The sequence below is a fragment of the Chromobacterium amazonense genome (assembly GCF_001855565.1).
Lineage (GTDB): Bacteria > Pseudomonadota > Gammaproteobacteria > Burkholderiales > Chromobacteriaceae > Chromobacterium > Chromobacterium amazonense.
This window is the reverse complement of sequence record NZ_MKCR01000031.1, coordinates 118,027-140,538: the sequence shown is the minus strand read 5'-3', so window position 1 is coordinate 140,538 and position 22,512 is coordinate 118,027. Positions and strand designations below refer to the sequence as shown.

General features: G+C 64.8%; 16 protein-coding genes and 1 pseudogene. 3 read left to right on the top strand and 14 right to left on the bottom strand.

The window, feature by feature from the left end; all coding sequences use genetic code 11:
* Positions 1–6: 6 nt before the first annotated feature.
* The gene (locus tag BI343_RS19760) at positions 7–432 is read left to right on the top strand and encodes a hypothetical protein (protein WP_169829016.1); all 426 of its coding nucleotides are present in this window, start codon (positions 7–9) and stop codon (positions 430–432) included.
* A gap of 162 nt (positions 433–594) precedes the next feature.
* Here BI343_RS19760 and BI343_RS14390 read toward each other — a convergent pair whose 3' ends face one another.
* Together BI343_RS14390 and BI343_RS20755 are read right to left on the bottom strand one after the other, a co-directional pair.
* Positions 595–1,560 (bottom strand): IS5 family transposase, encoded by a 966-nt coding sequence (locus BI343_RS14390; RefSeq protein WP_083340712.1) that lies wholly within the window; start codon positions 1,558–1,560, stop codon positions 595–597.
* Positions 1,561–1,749: 189 nt separating this feature from the next.
* Positions 1,750–1,908: pseudogene (locus BI343_RS20755) on the bottom strand (transposase); the annotation flags it as partial.
* A gap of 164 nt (positions 1,909–2,072) precedes the next feature.
* On the opposite strand from BI343_RS20755, the gene BI343_RS19755 reads away from it, so the two are divergent.
* Complete coding sequence (locus BI343_RS19755) at positions 2,073–2,444, top strand: hypothetical protein (RefSeq protein WP_139165746.1); 372 nt, start codon at positions 2,073–2,075, stop codon at positions 2,442–2,444.
* Positions 2,445–2,588: 144 nt separating this feature from the next.
* On the opposite strand, the gene BI343_RS14380 is transcribed toward BI343_RS19755, so the two are convergent.
* The 12 genes from BI343_RS14380 to entS all read right to left on the bottom strand — a co-directional run bounded on the left by BI343_RS14380 (position 2,589) and on the right by entS (position 19,450).
* Positions 2,589–3,695: a 3-deoxy-7-phosphoheptulonate synthase gene (locus BI343_RS14380; RefSeq protein ID WP_083340978.1), complete on the bottom strand. Its 1,107-nt coding sequence runs from the start codon at positions 3,693–3,695 to the stop codon at positions 2,589–2,591.
* A 167-nt stretch (positions 3,696–3,862) separates the two neighbouring features.
* The gene (gene dhbA, locus BI343_RS14375) at positions 3,863–4,627 is read right to left on the bottom strand and encodes a 2,3-dihydro-2,3-dihydroxybenzoate dehydrogenase (RefSeq protein ID WP_071110197.1); all 765 of its coding nucleotides are present in this window, start codon (positions 4,625–4,627) and stop codon (positions 3,863–3,865) included.
* A gap of 2 nt (positions 4,628–4,629) precedes the next feature.
* On the bottom strand, positions 4,630–5,505 hold the full coding sequence (locus tag BI343_RS14370; RefSeq protein ID WP_071110196.1) for an isochorismatase: 876 nt from the start codon (positions 5,503–5,505) through the stop codon (positions 4,630–4,632).
* 4 nt (positions 5,506–5,509) lie between these two features.
* On the bottom strand, positions 5,510–7,114 hold the full coding sequence (locus BI343_RS14365) for a (2,3-dihydroxybenzoyl)adenylate synthase (RefSeq protein WP_071110195.1): 1,605 nt from the start codon (positions 7,112–7,114) through the stop codon (positions 5,510–5,512).
* Entirely contained in the window at positions 7,111–8,271 is a 1,161-nt protein-coding gene (locus BI343_RS14360; protein ID WP_071110354.1) for an isochorismate synthase, read from the bottom strand. Before BI343_RS14360 ends, BI343_RS14365 begins: the two co-directional genes overlap by 4 nt.
* A gap of 168 nt (positions 8,272–8,439) precedes the next feature.
* Positions 8,440–12,339 carry a non-ribosomal peptide synthetase gene (locus BI343_RS14355; protein ID WP_071110353.1) on the bottom strand — a complete coding sequence of 1,300 codons (3,900 nt, stop codon included), beginning with the start codon at positions 12,337–12,339 and terminating at the stop codon, positions 8,440–8,442.
* A gap of 158 nt (positions 12,340–12,497) precedes the next feature.
* The gene (locus BI343_RS14350; protein WP_071110194.1) at positions 12,498–13,271 is read right to left on the bottom strand and encodes an ABC transporter ATP-binding protein; all 774 of its coding nucleotides are present in this window, start codon (positions 13,269–13,271) and stop codon (positions 12,498–12,500) included.
* Complete coding sequence (locus BI343_RS14345; RefSeq protein WP_071110193.1) at positions 13,268–14,335, bottom strand: FecCD family ABC transporter permease; 1,068 nt, start codon at positions 14,333–14,335, stop codon at positions 13,268–13,270. The genes BI343_RS14350 and BI343_RS14345 overlap by 4 nt, the downstream gene beginning before the upstream one ends.
* Complete coding sequence (locus tag BI343_RS14340) at positions 14,332–15,441, bottom strand: ABC transporter substrate-binding protein (RefSeq protein ID WP_071110192.1); 1,110 nt, start codon at positions 15,439–15,441, stop codon at positions 14,332–14,334. Before BI343_RS14340 ends, BI343_RS14345 begins: the two co-directional genes overlap by 4 nt.
* Before the next feature lie 10 nt (positions 15,442–15,451).
* Positions 15,452–15,733: a DUF2218 domain-containing protein gene (locus BI343_RS14335; RefSeq protein WP_043629803.1), complete on the bottom strand. Its 282-nt coding sequence runs from the start codon at positions 15,731–15,733 to the stop codon at positions 15,452–15,454.
* 115 nt (positions 15,734–15,848) lie between these two features.
* Positions 15,849–17,942, bottom strand: a complete 2,094-nt coding sequence (locus BI343_RS14330; protein WP_071110191.1) for a TonB-dependent receptor domain-containing protein — start codon at positions 17,940–17,942, stop codon at positions 15,849–15,851.
* 236 nt (positions 17,943–18,178) lie between these two features.
* Entirely contained in the window at positions 18,179–19,450 is a 1,272-nt protein-coding gene (gene entS, locus BI343_RS14325) for an enterobactin transporter EntS (protein WP_071110190.1), read from the bottom strand.
* 318 nt (positions 19,451–19,768) lie between these two features.
* On the opposite strand from entS, the gene BI343_RS14320 reads away from it, so the two are divergent.
* A complete protein-coding gene (locus BI343_RS14320; protein WP_071110189.1) occupies positions 19,769–22,405 on the top strand; it encodes a family 20 glycosylhydrolase in 2,637 nt (878 codons plus the stop codon).
* Positions 22,406–22,512: the final 107 nt, after the last annotated feature.

The following is a 22,512-nucleotide window of genomic DNA, read 5'->3' as shown; positions in this document are numbered from 1 at the left end:
TTTTTCTTGTTTTTTTCTTATATTGGATATTCATATAATAATTATTTTTTTGATAGTCGAGTGGTTTGTACGGCAAAAATATCTGAATTAAAATTTCCCCGTAAAGATGGTAGAATGGTCACTATTAATGGATTTGTTGACCTAGATATGAAAAATGAAACAGTATATTTTTTCTTTCAATCGCCAACGGGCGATTTTGTGAATAGAATGTTGCATTTTACAACGAGCTATGCTGTGAATGGCGAAGTTAAATCAGCAGTTATTGATAAAAAGATTATATCTAGATCGGAGTATGGTAATTTGGGTGATGAATATCATCTTTATGATGTTGGAACTAAGCATTTGTTAAATATGATACCAATAACCGATAATGTAACTCAGGTAAGCTTTGGTCCTTTGAGTTTTTTTTGTGAAAATGAAGAGCGCATATAGTCATCGGGTAGATCGATTAGCGACATCTGCTTAGGGAAGGTCTGAACAACCTGCCACGCAAACAGAAATGCAATTTCTCGCGGGGGCTTCGGTTGCATTAGACCTACCAATTCTAGATCGCCCGCCATGAGGATGACCGGGTGCTTCCGGTCATCCGGCCTTTTAACTCGCCGCCAGCAAGGCCTTTCGCGCCAGCCAGATGTTGGCCAGCCCAAACAGCGTCATCAGTTGCGCGGTGTTCTTCTTCAAACCGCGGTAGCGTGTTTTCAGGTAGCCAAACTGCTGCTTGATGACCCGAAACGGATGCTCCACTTTGGCCCGAATCTTGGCTTTGACCATTTCGCCCAGCTGGATCTGCCGGTCGTCGGCTGAATCGGTCAGCGCTTTGCGCTGGCCGGGCCTCATCGCAATCCACCAACGCACCGCTCGCGATTGGTGTTCGGCTCGCTTGTGCACGCCAGCAAAGCCGGCGTCGCCAAACACATCGATTTCCTCGCCGTGCAACAACTGATCGACCATCGTGACATCCGCCACATTGGCGGGGGTGCCGGCCACGTGATGCACCAAGCCGGACTGGGCGTCGACGCCGATATGGGCCTTCATGCCGAAGTACCACTGATTGCCCTTCTTGGTTTGATGCATGTCCGGATCGCGCTCGCCCTGAGCGTTTTTGGTGGAGCTGGGCGCGTGGATCAGGGTGGCATCGACGATGGTGCCTTGCTTCAACATCAGCCCTTTGTCGCAGAGATGCTGGTGGATGGCGGTAAACAGAGCGTGGGTCAGCTGGTGCTTTTCCAGCAGATGGCGGAAGTTCAGCAGGGTGGTTTCGTCCGGGACGGCGTCCAGGGAGAGGCCGGCGAACTGGCGCATGGAGGCGATCTCGTACAGGCTTTCTTCCATGGCGGGATCGGACAGGCTGTACCAGTGCTGCAGGCAGTAGACGCGCAGCATGGCGGACAACGGGTAGGGGCGGCGACCGTTGCCAGGCTTGGGATACACTGGATCGATGACGGCTTCGAGCTGCGCCCAAGGCATGACCTGATCCATCTCTGTCAGAAAGATTTCGCGGCGGGTGCGCTTCTTCTTAGCGGCGAGTTCGAGATCGGTGAAGGTCATCTGCTGTCGCATGCTGGCGTCCTGGATCTGACTGAGGGGGAGTCAGTTTACGGGAAGATTGGAGACTTGTTCAGACCTTCCTTAGAGCGGCTAACAAAATCAGTTTCACGGCTGAGGCAAGGCGCACCGACACAGGCAGTACTTGAGTACGGCAAGTCGACGCAACGCCGCATCAGGAATTTTGTTAGCCGCTCTAATTACCTGATCTGCTCCCCTCAGCTCGTAGCGTTTCAGCCATTGATACAGGCTGTGGGTGGATACGCCGAGACGACTGGCTACCTCGGAAACGGGGTAGCCTCGTTCGGTCACCTGGTTGACGGCTTCAATCTTGAACTCTTCGGGGAAACGCGGCTTGCTCATGACACCTCCTTGTAGGGCCTAGTGTGAGGCTCTTGCGGTGTCTAGGAAAGCGGGGGCGATTCAATGAATACGCGTACTTGTAATAACAAGGAGAGCTTCTACAAAAGTAGGTAGACCATTCTGGTCTTGTATCGGGCAAAAGGCCTAACTGTGGAGGACAATGTGTGAAAACAACGCCAATGTTGATTGCTATCACGGGGTGCGCCTTGGCGCTGACAGCCTGCGCCAGTCCGCAAGAACTGCGTGAGATGGACCAAAACGCCTGTACCGGTTTTGGATTCCAGCCTGGAACAGATGGATTTGCCAAGTGCATGATGAGACAGTCAGAAAAGCGTGTTCAAGATAATAGGGCGAGCATGGAAGAGATGCAGCGGAAATTGCATCCGCCTGCTCAACCGGCTGCGCCGTCTACCACAGTCATTGTGATTCCTGCTGATGGCAAGGCCAAATTGCCAGACTGCCGCCTGCAGGATCCCGGCGTGACGCTCAATAGCGATGGAAAGTGGGCTGGCCCTAACTGCACTCCTGCCTATTAGCCTTGTCGCCTTGTAGGGCGGGCAAGAGGCAGGCTGGCGATGGGCGCGTGGCCGGGCACGCGGAGGCTGGTGGGTATTGGGAAGCGAGCTTGGCTGATGGATCGCGGGTATGGCCTGTTCAGCCAACCCGCGCTAAGGATGGGTTCAATTCCCCAGCAACGGCCGCAGCTTGGCGCGCGCCTCGCGCAAGATGCGGGCCGTTGTATCCCAGTCCACGCAGGGATCGGTGACGGAGCAGCCGTAGCGCAGCTGGGACAGATCTGCCGGTATCGGCTGGTTGCCGGCTTCGATGAAGCTCTCCAGCATGAAGGCGCGGATGCTGCGGTTGCCGTGGACGATCTGCGAGACCGCGTCGGCCAGCACCATGGGCTGTAAGACGTGGTTTTTCCAAGAATTTCCGTGGGCGCAGTCCACCATGATCACTGGCGGGATATCACGCTTTTTCATCGCCTGCTCGGCCAGCGCGACGCTGACCGAGTCGTAGTTGGGCCGGCCGCCGCCGCCGCGCAGCACCAAATGGCCATGCGGATTGCCTCGGCTGTTCACCACCGCGACTTGGCCTGCATGGTCCATGCCCAGGAAGGCGTGCGGGCTGCTGGCGGATATGATGGCGTTGAGCGCAGCGTCCAACGTGCCGTCAGTGCTGTTTTTGAAGCCCACCGCGCTGTCCAGCGCCGAGGCCAGTTCGCGGTGGATTTGCGATTCCGTGGTGCGGGCGCCGATGGCGGTCCAGCTGTACAGGTCGGCCAGATAGAGCGGCGACAGCGGGTCCAGCGCCTCGCCGGCCAGCGGCAGGCCAAGCTCGGCGGAGGCCAGCAGGAAGCGCCGGGCGATGTGCATGCCCTCGTCCATGCAGCAGCTATCGTCCAGATACGGGTCGTTGATCAAGCCTTTCCAACCCACGCTGGTGCGCGGCTTTTCGAAATAGGCGCGCATGACGATCAGCAAAGTGTCGTCCAGCTCCGCTGCCAGTTCTGCCAGGCGCGAGGCATAGTCCAGGCCGGCGCGCGGGTCGTGTATCGAGCACGGGCCGATCACCACCAGCCAGCGCGGGTCGTGGCCGGAGAGAACGCGTTTCACGGCGGCGCGGCCGGCATGCACCGATTGCGCCGCGCGCGCGTTTTGCGGCAGGCTGCGCAGCAGTTCGACCGGGCTGGGCATGGCGCGGTAGTCGGCCTGGCTGGCCGGCGGCAGGGAGTACGAGTAGCCGGCAGCGCGCGAGGGGCTGTCTGGCCGGGCGAGGGTAGTCATGGGTCTTCTCCGCGAAGCGATCCGCAAACCGTCAGCGGACGCGCTCCGTTGTTTGCGGCAGGAGCGGCGCGGGTAGCGGCCGCCCCGAATGGGCACATGTGCGACAGGACGGCGCAGGCTTGCCACGGTTCAGGGCAAGGATAGGGTTGCGCCTTGTCGCGTGCATGTCAGGCCGCCAGCGTGGCGCCGCCATCCACCACCACGTCCTGCATGGTGATGTGGCCGGCCAGATCGGAAGCCAGGAACAGCACGGCGCCGGCCACGTCGGCCGGGGTGGCCAGCTTGCCCAGCGGAATGCCCAGCCGGAACGCTTCCGGCTTGCCGGCGATGGTGCGGGCAGCCCCGCTGTCGTCCTGCCACATGCCGCGCAGCATCGGCGTGTCGGTGGAGCCGGGCGATACCACATTGCAACGCACGCGATACGGCGCGAGCTCCAGCGCCGCGTTGTGGCTCAGGCTCGTCAAGGCGGCCTTGGACGCGCCGTAGGCGGCCATCTCCAGGCGCGGCACATGGGCGGCGTTGGACGCCACGTTGACGATGGCCCCGGCGCGGCGCGCCTTGAAGTGCGGCAGCAGCGCGCGCATCAGGTAGAACGGGCCGCTGACGTTGACGGCCAGGCATTGCTGCCAGTCGTCGATCGACAGAGCGTCGAACGCGCCCAGGCGCAGCACGCCGGCGGCGTTGACCAGCACGTCGGGCAGCGCGTCCTCCTCGGCCAGCTGGCGGCACCGCGCGGCCACGGCATCGGCGTCGCGGATGTCCAGCGGCAGCTCGCGCAGCACGCCGTCGCGCACGGCGGCGCGCTCGAATTGCCAGTCCAGCGCGATGACGCGGGCGCCGGCTTCGACGAAGCGGCGGGCCACTTCCTGGCCTATGCCTTGCGCCGCGCCGGTGACCCACACGCATTGGCCGCTGAAATCCAGTCCGCGCATGCTCAGGCCTCCTGCGGCAGCTTGGCGGCGATGGCTGTCCACCAGCCATCTAGCGTGGGTTCGCGCGCCAGGGCTTCAAAGCCGATGTCGAGACCCTGCGCCTGCCACTTGCCCACCAGCTCCATCAAGCGGATGGAGTCCAGGCCGTAGTCCAGCAGATTGTCGTCGCCGGCCAGGCTGTCGTCGCCATCGGCCAGCACGGTAAGCACCTGGGTTTTCAGCCAGTCGCGGGTAAACGCTTCCTGCTCTCCTTCTGTCAGGGAGGCGGCGGCGATGACCGATCCGCAGCGGGTCGCCACATAGCGCAGCGCCATCTTGTGCTCGTCCTCGCTGAAGTCCGCCACCGCGTCGCCCACCAGGAAAGCCTGGATGTCGCGCATAAAGGCGTCGCAAGCGGTCATCATGCAGCCGATGTGGGCGTAGACGCCGCAGATGACGAGCTGGTCGCGGCCCCAGGCTTGCATTCTTTGTTGCAGGTCGCTGCGCTGGAAGGCGCTGTAGCGCCATTTCACCAGCACGGTGTCCTGCGGCCGCGGCGCGATCCGCTGCGTCACCGCTTGCAAGGCCGGATCGGCGGTGGTGAGGCCTGGGCCCCACATATCATTCAGCAGCGCGCGGTCTTCCGGTTTTTGTTCCGTCGGTTGCGCGGTGTAGACCACCGGTACGCCGTGGCGGTCTGCCCAGCCGCGCAGCGCGGCGATGCGGGCGGTCAACTCCTGCATCAGCGGGCTGTCCTCGCCGTAAAAAGCCAGGAAATAGCGCTGCATATCGTGGATCAGCAGCACGGCTCGGGCGGGATCGACTTGCCAGGCGGTTTTGTTGGCCGGAAAGTCGGCGGCTTGCGGCAAGGGGTAGCCGTTGAGTTTGGGGATGCTCATGGGTTCAGGCTCCGGCTGCGGCGGTTAATTGGGCGCGCAGCGTTTGTTTGTCTATTTTGCCGACGTGGGTCAGCGGCAGGGCTGCGGTCAGCTCGAAACGGTCCGGCAGCTTGTAATCGGCCACGCCGATTTCGCGCAGGAAGCGGCGCAGCGCCACCGCGCGGAGGCCATCGCCGCGCGGGACGATGAAGGCGCAGCTCTTTTCGCCCAGCATGCTGTCCGGCATGGCCACCAGCGCGGCCTGCGCCACTTGCGGGTGTTGCAACAGCAGGTGTTCGATTTCTTCGGCGGCGATCTTCTCGCCGCCGCGATTGATCTGGTCTTTTACCCGGCCCACCACGCGCAGGTAGCCGTTCTCGTCGGCCACCACCATGTCGCCGGAGTAGTAGAAGCCTTCGTTGTCGAACACGCGGGCATTGTGCTCAGGCGCCTGGTAGTAGCCGCGGAAAGTGTAGGGGCCGCGGGTGGCGAGCATGCCGGGCGTGCCCACGGGCACGGCATGGCCGGCCTCGTCCACCACTTTCACCTCGTCGCCGTCGCTCATCGGCCGGCCCTGGCAGCCAAAGACGATGTCGTCGCCGTCGTCCAGCCGGGTGTAATTGACCAAGCCCTCGGCCATGCCGAAGACTTGCTGCAGCTTGCAACCGAGCACGGCCGGCACCTGGCGCGCCATGGACTCGGCAAAGCTGGCGCCGCCCACTTGCAGCAGTCGCAGGCTTTGCAGCTGGGCCTCTCGCCCAGGCGCGGCTTGCAGCCACAGCGCCACGGCAGGCGGCACCAGCGCGGCGATGTTCACCTGATGTTTTTCGATCAGCTCGAAGCAGGCCAGCGGTTCCGGGCTGGGGGCCAGCGCCACGGCGCCGCCGGCATGGAATACGCCCAGCGCGCCGGGCGAGCTGAGCGGGAAGTTGTGCGGCGCCGGCAGCGCGCACAGGAAGCGGGTATGCGGGCCGAGCGCGCAGATTTCGGCGCTGCGGCGCACGCTGTAGAAGTAATCGTTGTGGGTGCGCGGAATCAGCTTGGGGGTGCCGGTGCTGCCGCCTGACAATTGGAAGAATGCGACTTCGGCCGCATCGGATGGGCCGGCGCCGGCCGGCAGCTCGGCATCGTTTTGCAGCGCGGTTTCCAGCGTGTCGTGCGCGAACAGATGCAGGTTCAGTTCGGGCGAGATCGCGCGCAGCTCGTCCAGCATGGCGTCGTCGCCGAACAACTGGTGCTGCCGGTCGGCGATCAGCAGCTTGGGCTGGATCTGCTTGGCGTAGGACGAAAGTTCCAGCTTCTGGTGGCTGAACAAGGCATTGACCGGCGCGACGCCCAGCTTGAACAGCGCGAACAGCGCGATGTAGAACTCGGCCACATTGGGCAGCTGCACCAGCGCCGTGTCGTGGCGGCGCAGGCCTTGCCTATGCAGCCAGGCGGCCAGATTGGTGGATTGGCGATCCAGTTCGGCGTAGCTGATTTCGCGCTCGCCGCACAGTATGGCCGGCGCATGCGGACGTTCGCGGCATTGCCGCTGCAGCATCTCGGTCATCGGCAGGTCTGCCCACCAGCCGGCGGCGCGATAACGGGCCGCCAGCGCTCGTGGCCATGGGGTGAAGGCGATGCTCATGCCAGCGCCTCCATGCCTGTGAGTCCGAAGGCTGACAGCATGGTGCCCAGTTTGGCCTGGGTTTCCGCCCATTCCGATTCCGGGATGGACGCCGCAACAATGCCGGCGCCGGCGAACAGCCGGGCGCGGTTTTCTGCAACCGTGGCGCAGCGTATGGTCACCGCCCACTCGCCATTGCCTTCCTCGTCGCACCAGCCCACCATGCCGCTGAACACGCCACGCTGGAACGGCTCGATCTGGCCGATCAACTCGCGAGCGGCGGCCGTGGGGAAGCCGCAGATGGCCGGCGTGGGATGCAGCAGGCAAGCCAGCTTCAGCGCCGTCATGGCGGGGTCGGCCAGCCGGCCTTCTATCGGCGTGCCCAGATGCCACATCGCGCGGGTGCCGAGCAGGGATGGCGCATCGGGGATGGACAATTCCACGCAGTGCGGCGCCAGCACGCTGCGGATGTCCTCGATCACCAAGCTGTGTTCGTAATGGTCCTTGGCCGATTGCAATAAGGCGTCGCCTGCGGCCTGATCGGCATGGGCGTCGGCCTGGCGTTTGGCGGAGCCGGCCAGCGGGAAGGTGTGGACGCTGGCGCCGTGCTTGCGCAGCAGCAACTCCGGGCTGACGCCGACCAGATGGCCGCCAGCGGCCAGCGGCAGCTGGAACTGGTAGCCGTGCGGGTTTTGTCGGCACAAAGCATCGAATATCTGGTCGGCCGCCAGCGGTTCGGCAAATTCCACCTCATACACGCGGGACAGCACAGCCTTGCGGATATCGCCATGGCGGAAGCGGGCGATGGCCTGGCTGACGGCGGACTTGAAGCCCGGCTCGTCCGGCGTGCTGCGAGCGCTGACGGCGCGGCCGGCGGCGGCTGAGCGGCGGGATGCGGCCTCAAGACGCTCTGCGCGGTCGAAGAAACCGTGGCAGGATGGGATGAACAGCTCCGACGGTTGGTGCATGTCGAAAGGAATGGCGCCCATCAGCACGGGTTGGTCGATGCCGGCGGCGCGGGCGTGGGCGAAGGCTTGGCTAACGGCGGTCTGGAAGCGGCGGTCTTTCGCCGGCGTGTTCAGGCGGCTATGGATGCCGGCGGCCTTCAGGCTGCGATGGGCGGACAGAAAATAAAACACATCGCCCGTCTGTTCGGTCATCGCGGATGGCTTGCTCATGGCAGGCTCCAGTTGATAATGATAATAATTATCGTTCAAAGTTATCGCCAAAGCTGGACTAAGTCAACTGTAAAAATGCTGCTTAATCCATTTGGTATGAGTTTCGTTTTTTCGAAAACTAGATGGCGGGTGGAGTATTGCTTTGCGCCGGGCAGCGCCCGGCAAGCATTACCCCGTTATCAGCCGCCTGGCCAGCGTTTCCCCGATGCGCCGCATGGGGTGCGGATCGCTCATGCCGATGTGATCGCAGTCCAGCTCGATCACCTCCAGCCGGCCGTCCAGGTAGGGCGCCCAGTCGGCTGTCTGCGGCCCATCCGCAGGATGATGGCTGGCGCGGAACAACAGCATGTCGCCGTGGTAGCGCGGCGTCTGGCTGGCGCGGAAATGCCGCATGCCTTGCCACGACGCCAGGGCGAGTTTCTCCAGCGCGGCGCGGCCCAGCGGCGCCAGCGGGCTGCCGACGCGCAGCAGCCGTTGGTAGATGGCCTCTTCGTCCAGCCGGCGGCCATCTGGGCCGGCATCGAGTTCGCCGTTGACGGTGAGCACCGTCACCAGCGCGTCGCGCAGCGTCGGTTCGGGGCGGCCTCGCCAGCATGCGGCTGGATAGCTGTCCATCAGCGCCAAGAGTTCCACGGTTTCGCCGGTCTGTTGCAGCGCGGCGGCCATGGCCTGGACCAGCGCGCCGCCCAGCGACCAGCCGAGCAGCCGGTACGGCCCGCGCGGCTGAATGGCGCGGATTTGCTTGATATAGCCGTCCACCATCGCTGCGAAGCTCTCCGGCGTCTCGCCGCGTATGCCCGCCGCCTGCAGGCCGTAGATGGCCACGCCGGGCAGGTGGCGCGCCAGGCTCAGATAGCACCAGGACAGTCCTTCCGCCGGATGGAGGCAGAACAGGGCCGGCTGCGCGCCAGGCTGTATGGTCAGCAAGGGGCCGAACGGGTCGCTGTCTTGCGCGGGCGGCCGGTGCGCCGCCGGGGCCGACAGCGCTTGCGCCAGCGCGCTGACGGTGTGATGGGTGAACAAGGCGGAGACGGGGACTTCCCGTTCCAGCTCGCGGCTCAGCCGGTTGGCGGCCTGAATGGCTTGCAGCGATTTGCCGCCCATGGCGAAGAAATTGGCGCTCGGACTGTCCGGCGTGACGCCGAGCACCTGTTGCCAGATCGCCATGATCTTGCGCTGCAGGGGCGTGGCTTCGCCCGTCTCCGTTAAAGCGCTAAGCGCGTCATCGGCCTGCAGGGACAGTTGCTTGCGGTCTATCTTGCCGTTGACGTTGCGCGGCAGTTGCGGCAGCCAGCGCCAGCGGTCGGGAATGGCGGCGGCGGGCAGGACATCCGCCAGCGCGCGGCGCAGCGCGGCCGAATCGGTTTGCTCCTCCCCGCTCAGGAAGGCGGCCAGCGTGTAGCCGCCGTCGGCCCGCGGCAGGCCGATCACCGCGGCTTCCCGCACCGAGGGATAGGCCAGCAGCGCGTTTTCCACCTCGGCCGGATCGATGCGCAGGCCGCTGATCTTCAGCTCCTGGTCCAGGCGGCCCAGAAAGCGCAGCTGGCCATCGCGCCAGACTACGCGATCCCCGGTGCGGTAGGCGCGCGGCGAGCCGGGCAGGGCGCTCAGTTCCACGAAGCGTCGAGCGGTCAATTCCGGACGGTGCAGATAGCCCAGGGCCAAGGCTTCGCCCAGCAGGCACAGTTCGCCGGCCTCGCCCGCCGGCACCGGGCGCAAGGTCTCGTCCACAATGACGGCGTCCACGCCGGGGCGGGGCAGGCCGATGGGCAGGCTGTCGGAACCGTCCCATGCCGCGCCGGGGCCGGACAGGATGGCGCCGGTGGCGATGATGGATGCCTCGGTCGGGCCGTAGCTGTTCAGCAGGACGCAGTTTGGCAGCAGCTCGCGCCAGCGGCGGGCGCGCTCGGGCAGGGCGGCTTCCCCGCCGATGATGACCAGGCGAACGCCCGACAGATGCTTGGCCAACTGCGGCGTCAGCGCGTAGGCCAGCTCATGCCAGAAGGCGGTGGGCAGGTCCAGCACGTCTGCGCCCAGCCCGGATACGGCAGCGACAAAAGTGGGCATGGACTCCAGCATGGCCTCGTCGCGCAGCAGCAAGGCGCCGCCATGGCATAGCGCGAGGAAGATTTCCTCGACGCTGGCGTCAAAATGCAGCGGCGCGAACTGCAGCATGCGCTCGCCCTGGGCAAAACGGTAGAACTGGCCGGCGCTGGAGACGAATTGCGCCAGGGCGCCGCGGCCTACCAACACGCCGTTGGGCTTGCCGGTGGAGCCGGAGGTGTACAGCAGGTAGGCGGGCAGATGCGCCGCCGCGGGCATGGCGCGCATCTGCGCTGGCGCGAAAGGCAAGGCCTCGTCCAGGCATAGCGTGGCGATGCAGCCCAGCTGCGCCGCCCAGCGCCGCCAGCTCAGCGCCAGCTTGGGCGCGGCATCGTCCAGTGCCATTTGCAGGCGCGCCGTCGGGCCGTGCGGGTCCAGCGGGACGTAGCAGCCGCCTGCCCAAAGCGTGGCCAGGATGGCGACGATCGCATCGACGCTTCGCGGCAGCAGGATAGCCACGCGCTCGCCGTCCTGCAGGCCCTGGGCGTGCAATTGACCGGCCAGAGCCTGAACTCTGGCCAGCAAGTGGCTATAGCTCAGCGTTTGCGCTCCGCAAACCAGCGCCGCCGCATCCGGCTGGCTGGCGACTTGCTCCGCCAAGCGGGCCATGACGTCTTGCGGCGGGCGCGCCAGAGCGGGGCCGCGCAGCACGGATAAGGGCGGCAGATGGGGCAGCAGCTCGGCCAGCGCCGTGGCGGGGTGCGTTTGGGCCAGTTTGTCCAGCCAGTGCAGCAGCGATTGCCACAGCGCTTGCAGCCGCTCTGGCGGATAAGCGCGCGGATTGGCCTCCAGGCTGAAACGCCATTCGGTATTCAGCAGGCTGAGGTTGATGGACAGATCCTCCACCGGCCCGGCGCTGATCGGCAGGATGCGGGCATCCAGCCCGGCGAACGGGGCGCGTCGGTCGAAGGGCATCAGATTGACGACGGGGCCGAACAGCCGCTCATCGCCTGCCAGCCGGCTCAGGTCGCCGCGCAGCCATTCGTAGCGATAGCGCTGGCGGGGGCGGATGGCGCGCAGGCCATCCTCCGATTGGCGCACCAGTTCTGCCAGCGTGTCGTCTGGCGTCAGCCGCAGGTTGAACGGGGCGATGTTCATCGCCATGCAGGGGATGTCCAGCGCCGCGGAGCCGATGCGGTTCATCACCGGCAGGCCCAGGGTGATGTCGCGGCGGCCGGTGTGTTCCGCCAGCCAGGCGGCAATCGCGGCCAGCAGCCAGCCCCCCCAATTGGCTCCGCATGCTTTGGCGGCAAGCTGCCAGCTGGCGATCCGCTGCGCGTCCAGCATGCCGCCGGCCTTTGCGACCTCGTCGGCCAGCGCCTGCGGCGGCGCCAGCGTCACCGCTGCGGGGAGATGGCTTTGCCGCTGCAGCCAGAAGGCGCGGTCATGCTCGCGATCCGTCGATGTCCGATAGGCCTGGTCTTCCGCCAGCACGTGCTGCAGCGACCAGTCGGGCAGGGGCGGTATGGCTTGGCCGGATGCCCGCGCGCTGTAGCGCGCGGCGATCGCCTTGGCCAGCAGGCCGTAGCCGTAGCCGTCCAGCGCGATGTGGTGCGTTTGCAGAAACCACAGGTGATGGTGAGAATCCAGCTTCAGCAGCGCCGCGCGGAACGGGCGTTCGGAATCGGTTTGCCAGGGGCGGGCCAGAGACTCGCGCATCCAGGCATCGGCGGCCGCGCGCGGCTGGACCGCGCCGCTGAAATCATGCAGCGCCGGGGGCGGAGACGTTTCCGCATGCGGCTGCTGCCACAGCGTTTCGCCGTCGAAATGGAATTGCATGTTCAGCGCCGGGCAGTGCGCGAGCACTTCCGCGGCGGAGTCCAGCAGCGCCTCGGCATGGAGAGGGCCGCGCAGTTCTATGGCTTCGGCGGTCCAGTAGGATGGATTGCGCGGCGCCAGTTGCTGGCCCATCCAGATGCCGTGCTGGGCGGCGCTGACGGGGAGGCGGGACGGTGTTGGGTTCATGATGTGCTGCTGGATGAGCCGCGCAGGCGGCTTGCGGAATGATGATGGCGCATAATAAATGCGATTGAGTATCAATTGCAATTTTATATGGCGAAATCTGCAAAATTTACTACCCAGCGCGCGCCGCGGCCGGCTGGCCGCGGCAAGAAGGGATTGCTTTAGCCGGCGTGGTGTGACAATCCATCCACCAGAATATGCGGCACGCCCTGCGGGCAGCGTTCCACCCGGCCATGCACGCCGTAGACCGCGCGCAGCGTGGCGGCATCGATGACTTGCTCCGGCCGGCCATTGGCCAGCAACTGGCCGCCTTTCAGCATCAGCGCGCGGTCGGTATGGCGCAGCGCGGCGTTGAGGTCGTGCAGCACGATCACCGTCACCATGCCGCGGCGGCGGGTTTCGCGGCGCAGCAGGTCCATGACGTGGAACTGGTAGTTCAGGTCCAGCGCCGACAGCGGTTCGTCCAGCAGCAGCACTGCCGGTTCGCGGATCAAGGCCTGGGCGATGCCGACCAACTGGCGCTGGCCGCCGGATAGTTGGTCCAGATAATGGCGCGCCAGGTGGGCGATGCCCAAGGACTCCAGCAGCGCCACCACCTCGTCGTCGCCATGGCGGCGAAACAGACCGGCAGCCGTGGCCTGGCCGGCCACCATCAGGGATTCGAACACCGTCAGATGCACGCAGGGCGGCAGCGTTTGCGGCAGATAGGCGGCCTCGCCGTGGCGGCGGTTCAATGGCCTATCGCCCAGCCGCACCGCGCCATCGCAAGGCTGCAAGCCAGCCAGCGCGCGCAGCAGCGTGGATTTGCCGCTGCCGTTGGGGCCGAGCAGGGCGGCGACTTCGCCGGCTGCCAGGCTGGGCACGCTGAGCTTGTCTATCACCCGGTGTTTGCCGTAGCTCACCGACAGGTTTTCCAGCGACAGAGGCCCGCTCATGTCCGACCTCCGTTGCGCAGCACGATGGCGATGAAGAAGGGAATGCCCACCAGCGAGGTGACGATGCCCACCGGCACGATGACGCCGGGAATCAGGTTCTTGGTGACACAGGAGGCCAGCGACAGGATGGCGGCCCCGGTCAGCGCGCTGACTGGCAGATAGAAGCGATGATCCTCGCCCACCAGCCGCCGCGCGATGTGCGGCGCGATCAGGCCGATGAAGCCTATGGTGCCGACGAAGGCCACCGCCAGCGCGGTGAGCAGGCTGGCGCGCAGCAAGGATGCCAGGCGCAGGCGGCGCACGTCTATGCCGAAGCTGGCGGCGCGGTCCTCGCCCAGCCGCAGCGCGGTCAGGCGCCAGGCGTTGGCCATGGACCACGGCAAAATCAGCGCGAAAGCGCCGAACAGCAAGCCCAGCTTGGGCCAGTCGGCGCGCGACAGGCTGCCCATCAGCCAGAACACCAGGTCTTGCAGCGCGTCGGCGGTGGAAACGAATTGCAGCAGCGAAACCAGGGCGTTGAAGCTGAAGAACAGCGCGATGCCGAACAACAGCACCCCGCTGGCCGCCATCCGCGTCAGCCGCGCCACGCCGTCCAGCAGCAGCGCGGAGCCAAGGGCGAAGACAAAGGCGTTGGCCGGCAGCATCCACGACGCGGGCACGCCCGGCAGGCTGAGGTTCAGCAGGATGGCCAGCGCCGCGCCGAACGCCGCCGCCGGCTGCAGGCCCAGCGTGAACGGGTCGGCCAGCGGATTGTGCAGCACGGTCTGCATCTCCGCGCCGGCCAGGCCCAGCGCCAGGCCCGCGGCGACGGCGATCAGGGCGTAGGGCAGGCGGATGTCCCATACGATGACGGCGGTGGCCGGATCGGCCGCGGCCGGGTCAAGCAGCGTGCGCCAGAACTCGGACAGCGGCAGGCCGCTGGCGCCGGTGGTGACGTCCAGCGTCAGCGAGGCGAATATCAGCCCGATCAGCACTGCGATCAGCAGCAGCCGGTGCAGCAAGCGCCGGCGGTAGTCGGCGGATATGGCCGAGGCGGCGGGCGCCGCCATGGCGTGTTCCATCATTTGCCGCCCCTTGCCCAATACGTGCCCTGCGGCGGGATCGCCAGGAAGTCGCGATGCAGCTGTTGCCAGCTGGCGTCCGGGTCCAGTTTGGCGAAGCGCGTCGGTTGCAGCGTCTTGGCGAAGGCTTCCAGCAGCACGATATGGTAAGGCGTGTTGTAGAAGTGGTGCCAGGCGCCGAAGGTGCGGCCCTCGCGCACGGCGGCCAGCGCGCCCACGGGCTTGCGCGCGGCGGCGCGGGCCAGCGATGCCCGGGCCTGGGCCGGCGAGATGTTTGCGCCGAACTGGACGCCGATCTTGTCGGCCGCGTCGGCGCTGCCAGTGCCGATGTACCAGTCCGGCTTGGCGGCCAGGATGTGCTCCATATTGACTTCGCCCACCGCGCCCGGAATCAGCGTGTCGCCGATATTGACGCCGCCGGCGGCGTCCACCAGCTCGCCCAGGCTGCCTTTGCCGGCGCTGGTGACGTTGGGGAAAGCGCCGGCGCGCAGGTCCAGAAACACCTTGGGCTTCTGCTGCGCCGGGATGGCGGCCACGGTTTTGCGGATGGCGTCCATCTTGCTTTGATAGAAGCGTATGAAGCGTTCCGCCTCGGCCTCGCGCTGCAGCGCCTTGCCCATGATGCGCAGGCTGGGCGCGGTGTGCTCCAGCGGCGCGTTGCGGAAATCGACAAACACCACCGGCACTTTGGCGGCTTGCAGCTGCTTGACGATGGGGTTGGAGAGGCCGGGGCCGTGGCCGGAGACGCTGAAGATGGCGATGTCCGGTTTCAGCGCCAGCACTTTCTCGGCGCTGACCGAGTTCTCGCTGGTGCCGCCTATCAGCGGGATGCGGTCGATTTCGGGGAAGCGCTTCTTGTATTGGGCGTAGGTTTGCGGGTCCAGCTGGCGGAAGTCGCCTTGCCAGCCGGCGATGCGGGCCAGCGGCTGCTTGCCTTCCAGCAGCGCCAGCGCGTAGAGCAGCCGGCCTTCGCCCAAGAGGATGCGGTTGACTTTGGCCGGCGCGTCCACTTTGCGGCCGGCGATGTCGGTGATGACCGCGGCCTGGGCGGCGAACGCGGTTGCGGCGAGCAGCGCGGCCAGCAGCAAGCGGGAGAACAGGGTTTTCATCGGGAATCCTTTACTTCTGCCAGTCGAGCTTGAGTTCCGGTTGCTTGGCCATCAAGCCCAGGTGCTCGTCCATGATGAATTCGATCTTGGCCAGCTTGTCGGCCGCGTCCGCCGCGCACACCATGTCCAGCGTGTCGCCTTCGCGCCGGATGTCGCAGGTGCCGATGGGAAATTGCACATGGGCGCGCTCGGTGTCGAAGTCCACCGGCACTTTCAGCGCGTAGTGCTTGCACAGCTTGTACAGCACCTTGTCGGCGTGGGCGGTGGTGAGGGAAGCGCGGCTGCTCAGCATCTTGATTTCTCCTATTGCATAAACGGGAACAGGCAGTTGGCGGACCTGGGCGGTCCGGCAACTGCCATATGCGGCTTCCCGCCCGCTTGAGCCAAGCGGACGGGAAGGGCGGGGTTTAGAACTTGCCGGTCAAGGTCAGCCAATAGCGGCGGCCTTCGTCGACCATCCAGTTGCCGTTGAGGCCGTTGTCGCGTGCGCGGTCGTCGATGGCGACTTTGCGGTCGCCTGCGTTCAGCACGGCGAAGTTGACGTCGAAGGTCTTGTTGATGCGGTAAGTACCGCCTAGGTCCCAGGTGCTGGAGCCCCCGCGGGTGCGGGCGACGTTGGCGCCGTTGCGGAAGCCGGTGTAGTACTGCTTGCCCTCAAAGTTGAGGCGGCTATATACGTCCAGTTTTTCCACCGGGTTCCAAGCCAGCTTGACGTTGCCGGCGTGCTCAGGGGTTTTGTCCAGCGGCATGCCTTCCAGCGATTGGCCGGAGTAGCTGGTTTCCTTCCCGCCGTGGCGTTTGGACTTGGTGTAGGTGTAGTTGCCGGACACGGTCCAGCGCGGCGCAAACGCCCAGCTGCCGGAGAACTCCAGGCCATGGATGTCCACGTTGTCCACGTTGTCGTAGACATAGATTCGGGCAGGCCTGCCGAGTTTGTCGAGCAGCTCTGTTGTGAACTGATCCGTTCCGTAGCTGACAACCTTATTCTTGAAACGGTTGTAAAACAGCGTGGCATTTGCGCTCAGGTTCTGGTTGTTATCAAAGTGCAAGCTGGCCTCGTAGGAGGTGCTCTCTTCTGGCTTCAAGTTGGAGTTGCCGCACAGCAGGCCGGTTTCGAGTTGCTTGCCGGTGCGCATGCAGTAGCCGTCGGTGCTTTGGCGGATGGTGGGTGCTTTGAAGCCCTTGCCGACGCCGCCTTTCAATGTCCAGTTGGCATTCAGCTGATCCACCAGATACAGGCGCGGGGTGAAATGACTGCCGAACACGCTGTGATGGTCCAGACGGCCGCCGCCGGTCAGCTTCAGGGTATCGGTCAGGTCGTAAGTGTCTTCCGCGAACAGCGCCCAAGTATTGACCGTGACCTTATTGGGATTCGGCGCGCCGGTGTATTTAAATGGGGGCTGCAGGGCCTCCTGCGCGGCCATATTGTCCCCGACTTGTTGGCCGACTTGGCTGCCTACTTTGAACGTATGTCGATCAAACAGGAAGGTCAGTTGCCCATCCAGCGTGGTATTGGTCAGTTTGAGCCCCTTGCCGTCGTCTACATTGTTGACGCTGTGGCTAGGCTTTTCGATCTCCTGATACAGGGCCAGGTTGGAGCGGATATTGCCGTACTTGCCGTTGTGGCTCAGGCTCCAATGATCACGGACGTCGAAAAAATCATCCTTAGTGTCATCAAACGCAACGCTCTTGCCGGGCGTGGTGGTCTGCCGCAGTTCGTTGTGGCCGGCTTCGAAGGTGATCTCGTGATCTTGGTTGGGGGTAAAGCTCAGCTTGGCGTTGATATCGCCCGAGTGTGTGCCAACTTTGCCGCCATCGCCGCTGTTGGCGTAGAAGATATTGTCCTCTGCCTGATTATTCAGCGCGCCATACAGTTGCAGCGACAGCAGATCCTTCACCAGCGGGCCGCCGACCCAGAAGCTGCTCTGGCCGGTGTTGCCTTCATTGGAGTGCTCGGTGATGGTGCCGCCCAGCGTCATCGAGCCGTGCCATTCCTTCGGCGCTTTGCGGGTGATGATGTTGACCACGCCGCCCATGGCGTCGGAGCCGTACAGCGACGACATCGGGCCGCGCACCACTTCGATGCGCTCAATCGCTTCCAACGGCGGGATCTGGAACTGCTGGAAGCCGCCGGTGCCGCGGCTGCGCGCTTCGCGGGTGTTCTGACGTCGGCCGTCCACCAGAAGCAAAGTATATTCGCCGGGCATGCCGCGGATGGAGATGTCCTTGTCGCCCGGGCCTGAGCCGTTGATGTTGACGCCTTCCAGATCCTGGATCGCGTCGGTCAAATTGGTGTAAGGCTTCTTTTCCAACTGCTCTCTCGTGATCACCGAAATGCTGGCCGGCGCTTCCTTGATCTTTTGTTCGTAACCGGTGGCGGTCACCACCACGGTCGGCAATTCAGCTTCGGCGGCGTAGGCGGCGGGGAGGTGCAGACTGCAGACAGCGGCGGAGAGCAGCGCCAGGCGGAAGCCCTGGCGTGGGAGGCGATTGTTTTTCATTGTCTAAACCCAGAGTTCATCACGGAACGGTTGTCCACTTGGCTGACGTGGCGCGGCGGCAAGGTTTTCTGAAGCCAGCGGAATATTTGCGCAATCAATGTCAAATGGTTGACTTATTGTCGCACCAATCGACCTTAATGTAAATAGGAATTGTTTGCATTATCATTGGCGATAAAGTGGCGCGCGTGCAAAAAACTGCTTGCTATCGCGCGCCGCCGGACGCGACGACGCAGGCATCAGCTCTGTTGCGGAGCCGCTTGGGTCGCAGGGGATGCGCTGCCCGCGCCATTTCGCAGCCGGCGCAGTTGGCTAAAGCCGGCGAGCATCCCCAGTCCGGCCGCCGCGGCGCCCAGGCCGAGCGCGGCGGCGGCGGCCATCGGCGCCAATAGCCTGGCCAGCGCGCCCAGGCCGAAAGCGCCTAGGCTGTCGCCCGTCACGTCCTGCGCGCTCCACAGGCTGTTGACGCGTCCCAGCAGGTGGTCCGGCGTGCGGCCTTGCACCAGCGTGAACTGCAGCAAAGAGACGATAGAGCCGAAGTAACCCACCAGCGCCAGCGCCGCCAGTGCGGCCGCCAAGCGAGGAGCCCATCCCAGCGAGGCCAGGGCCAGCGCGGAAGCCAGCATGGCGGCCAACATGGCCGCGCCGGGGCGGCGCAAGCCGGCCACCCAGCCGCTGGTGAAGGCGCCCAGCATGGCGCCCAGCGGTACCGCTCCATACATCAGGCCCACGGCGAACGCGCCCCCGCCGTAGCCATCCTCCGCCAGCGACGGATACAGCACCCGCACCGAGGCCAGCAAAGCCTGCAGCGTGCCCACCGCCACCACCGCGCCGACGACCTTGTCCTGCAGCAGAAAGCCGAAGCCTTCGCGCAGCGCGCGCAAGGGATGGGCGAGCTCGCCGCCTTGCGGCAGCAGGCTGGGTAGACGGGTCAGCGGCACCAGGGTCAGCAAGGTGCCGAGGCCGGCCAGCAGGTAGTTCCAGTTGACGCCGATGGCCGCGATGACGGCGCCGCCCAGCAGCGGCGACAGCACCGCGCCCAGACGCATGGTCAGCATGCTCAGCGCGCCGGCCGCCGGCAGGTTTTCCCGCCCGACGATGGCCGGAATGGACGCCATCAGCGAGGTGATGCCGATGCCGCTGAAGAAACCATCCCAAGCCGATACCGCGTACAGCGCCGCCAGCGACGGCTGCTCCAGAAACCCATTGGCCGCCAGCGCCAAAAAGCCCAGGCCGCAGGAAGAGCGGCCTAGCAGAATCAGCCGGCGGCGGTCCATGCGGTCCGCCAGCACGCCGCCGCACATCAGGCCGGCGAACATGCCGATGCCGTCCAGCGCCATGGCCATGCCCACCTGCAGCGGGGAGCCGGTCAGCTGATGGATTTGCACTGGCACCGCCACCATCAGGATGCCGAAGGCGAACACTGAGATCAGGCGGGCGATGAAGATGCAGCGGAAATGCGGATTGAGCCTGAGCAGGCTGAAATCAACGAGGATGGGGGATTTTTTCATGGTAAGCGGCGATGTGGATGACAAAGGCTGGACCGGCGCCGAATGCGGATTCGGATGTCCTGTCGAAGCAGGCGCATGCTAGCACTTAATATTAATGAGAATCAATATTAATTGTGAGTCGAGCCAGAAAGCCCAGGCATATGGGGGCTCCTGGCGATGGGTAATTTGTTTTGCATCAAGCCGCGTTGCGAATACCTATTGCATGTCATCAATAATACCAATTTAATACCAAATGGCGCGAGCATGGCGCTGGCAGGATTCCTGCCGATCCTTTAATGGAAGGGTCGGCTTCGCTTGGCTGTGGAGGAGAAAAGGGAAATGAAGCTGAAACGATTACTGGGCGTGGCTGTGTTGGCGGCCTTGTCGTCCGCCGCCTGGTCGGCGCCGGATGCGGCGGCGCTGGGGCAGAGCCTGGCGCTGACAATGGCGGTGGATACCAATAAAGGGGCGGCTGCCGGCGCGCCCTGCGCCGACCTGGGCGCGGATTGGGCCTCCTGCCTGAAAGGCCGGCTGATTCTGGAAAACCGGGGCGGCCAAGCCGTGCCGGCCGGCAGCGGATGGAGCCTGTATCTGCACAGCATCCGCCGCATCCTGAAGCTGGATTCGCCAGACTTCGTCATCCGCCATATCACTGGCGACTTGTACCAGCTCGCGCCCACCGCCGGTTTCCAGGGGCTGGCCGCCGGCCAGAAGCTGGAACTGCCGCTGATTGACGAATACTGGCTGCTGCACGAAAGCGACGTGCTGCCGCGGCCTTATGTGGTGGTGGATGGCCAGCCGCCAGCCCTGCTGCAGCATGACAGTAGCGACGATGCCAGCTACCTGCTGCCGCTGACCGGGGACAACTGGAAGAACCCGGCCGGAGAGCAACGGCCATTGGCCACGCCGGAACAGCGCTATCACACCTTCGTTCCGCGCGGGCTGCAGCTGTCAGCCGCGCAGGTGGCCAAACGCACCATTCCCGCGGTGATGCGGCAGCAAGCGGGCAGCGGCCAGGTGCAGTTCAGCGGGCTCAGCCTGAATCTATCCGGGCTCGATCCTGCACAGCGGCAGGCGCTGGCCGAGCGCGCGGCGCAGTTGGGGCTGCGAGCGAATGGGGTCCCGGTGTCGGGAATGGTGGCCGGGACCAAGCTGCCTGCAGACATCGCCGTATCCGGCGGCTACCGCTTGTCCATCGGCCAACAGGGCGCCATGGTGGAAGGTTATGATGCGGCCGGGGTGTTTTATGGCGTGCAAACCTTGTTGGGCCTGGCGCCGCAAGGCGGCGGCGCCATCCCCTCGATGACGGTGGAGGACGCGCCGCGCTATGCGTATCGCGGCATGATGGTGGACCTGGCGCGCAACTTCAAGCAGCCGGCCACCGTGCGGCGGCTGATCGAGCAGATGGCCGCCTACAAGCTCAACAAGCTGCACCTGCACCTGTCCGACGACGAAGGCTGGCGCGTGCAGATTCCGGGCCTGCCGGAGCTGACCGACGTCGGCGCGCGGCGCTGCCATGACTTGAGCGAAACCCGCTGCCTGCTGCCGCAACTTGGTTCCGGCCCGGACAACCAGTCCGGCGGCGGCTATCTGACCCGCGCCGATTACATCGATCTGGTGCGCTACGCCCAGGCGCATTTCATCGAGGTGATTCCGGAATTCGACATGCCCGCGCACGCCCGCGCCGCCGTGGTGTCCATGGAAGCGCGTTACCGCAAGTTGGTGGCGGCAGGCCAGCCGCAGGCAGCCAGCGAATACCGCCTGCTCGACCCGCAGGACCAATCGAACACCTTGTCGGTGCAGTTTTACGACCGCCACACCTACCTGAACCCCTGCGTGCCGGGCAGCCAGCGCTTCGTCAGCAAGCTGGTGTCCGAGGTGGCGGCCATGCACCGCGAAGCCGGCCAGCCGCTGCAGACCTGGCACTTTGGCGGCGACGAGGCCAAGAACATCCTGTTGGGCGGTGGTTTTCAGGATGTCAGCGGCAGCGATCCGGGCAAGGGCAAGGTAAAAATGGCGCAACAGGACAAGCCGTGGGGCCGCTCTCCGGCCTGCCAGGCGCTTGTCAGCAGCGGCCAAATCAAGAGCGTGGATGATTTGCCGCTGAGGTTCGCCCGCCAGGCCAGTGGCATCGTGGCCGGCCAGGGCATCGCCACTATGGGCGCCTGGCAGGATGGCGTGCACGGCGCCGCCGGCGCGTCGGACTTCGCCACCGCCCATACCCTGGTTACCGAATGGGACACCCTGTATTGGGGCGCCGCGCAGTCTGCCAGCGATTTGGCCAACAGGGGATTCAAGACCGTGCTGGCGATGCCGGACTATCTGTACTTCGACTTCCCCTACGAGCTGAACCCGCGCGAACACGGCTACTACTGGGCCTCGCGCGATACCGACAGCTACAAGGTGTTCAGCTTCGCGCCGGACAACCTGGCGCAGAACGCCGAAGTGATGCCGGACCGCCAAGGCAAGCCATTTGCCGTAACCAGCTCTGCCGCGCCGGCGCGTTTTGCCGGCATGCAAGGACAGGCGTGGAGCGAGATCGTACGGACCGATGCCGAGTTTGAGCAACGCGTCTACCCGCGCATGCTGGCGCTGGCCGAGCGCGCCTGGCACAAGGCGGCGTGGGAGCGGCCATACCAGGCCGGCGAAACCTACCAGCTGGGCGTCACCCATCTGGTGGACAAGGCGGCGCTGAACGCCGATTGGCAGCAATTTGCCGCCGTACTGGGCTGGCGCGAAGCGCCGAAGCTGGAAAAAGCCGGCGTGCGATACCGCCTGCCGATGCCGGCGGTGCAGCCCGGCAGCGGGCCGTATGCCGTCACCACGGAATGGCCGGGCGCGCGGCTGCAGTACTCGACCGACGGCCACAGTTGGCAAACCTATCAGCCAGGCCGGCAGGTGCAGGCCGATTACTGGCGCGGCGTGAGCCAGGACGGCAGCCGCGTGGGCCGGGTGGAGACTGTGTCCGTACAGTAATCAGGCATGGAGCGCTTGACGGCGCGGTGTCGGATTGGCAAAAGACGGCGGGCCGGTTGGTCCGCTGTTTTCTTTGGCGCGTGCTTTGAAAAGCATGGCCAGGTTAG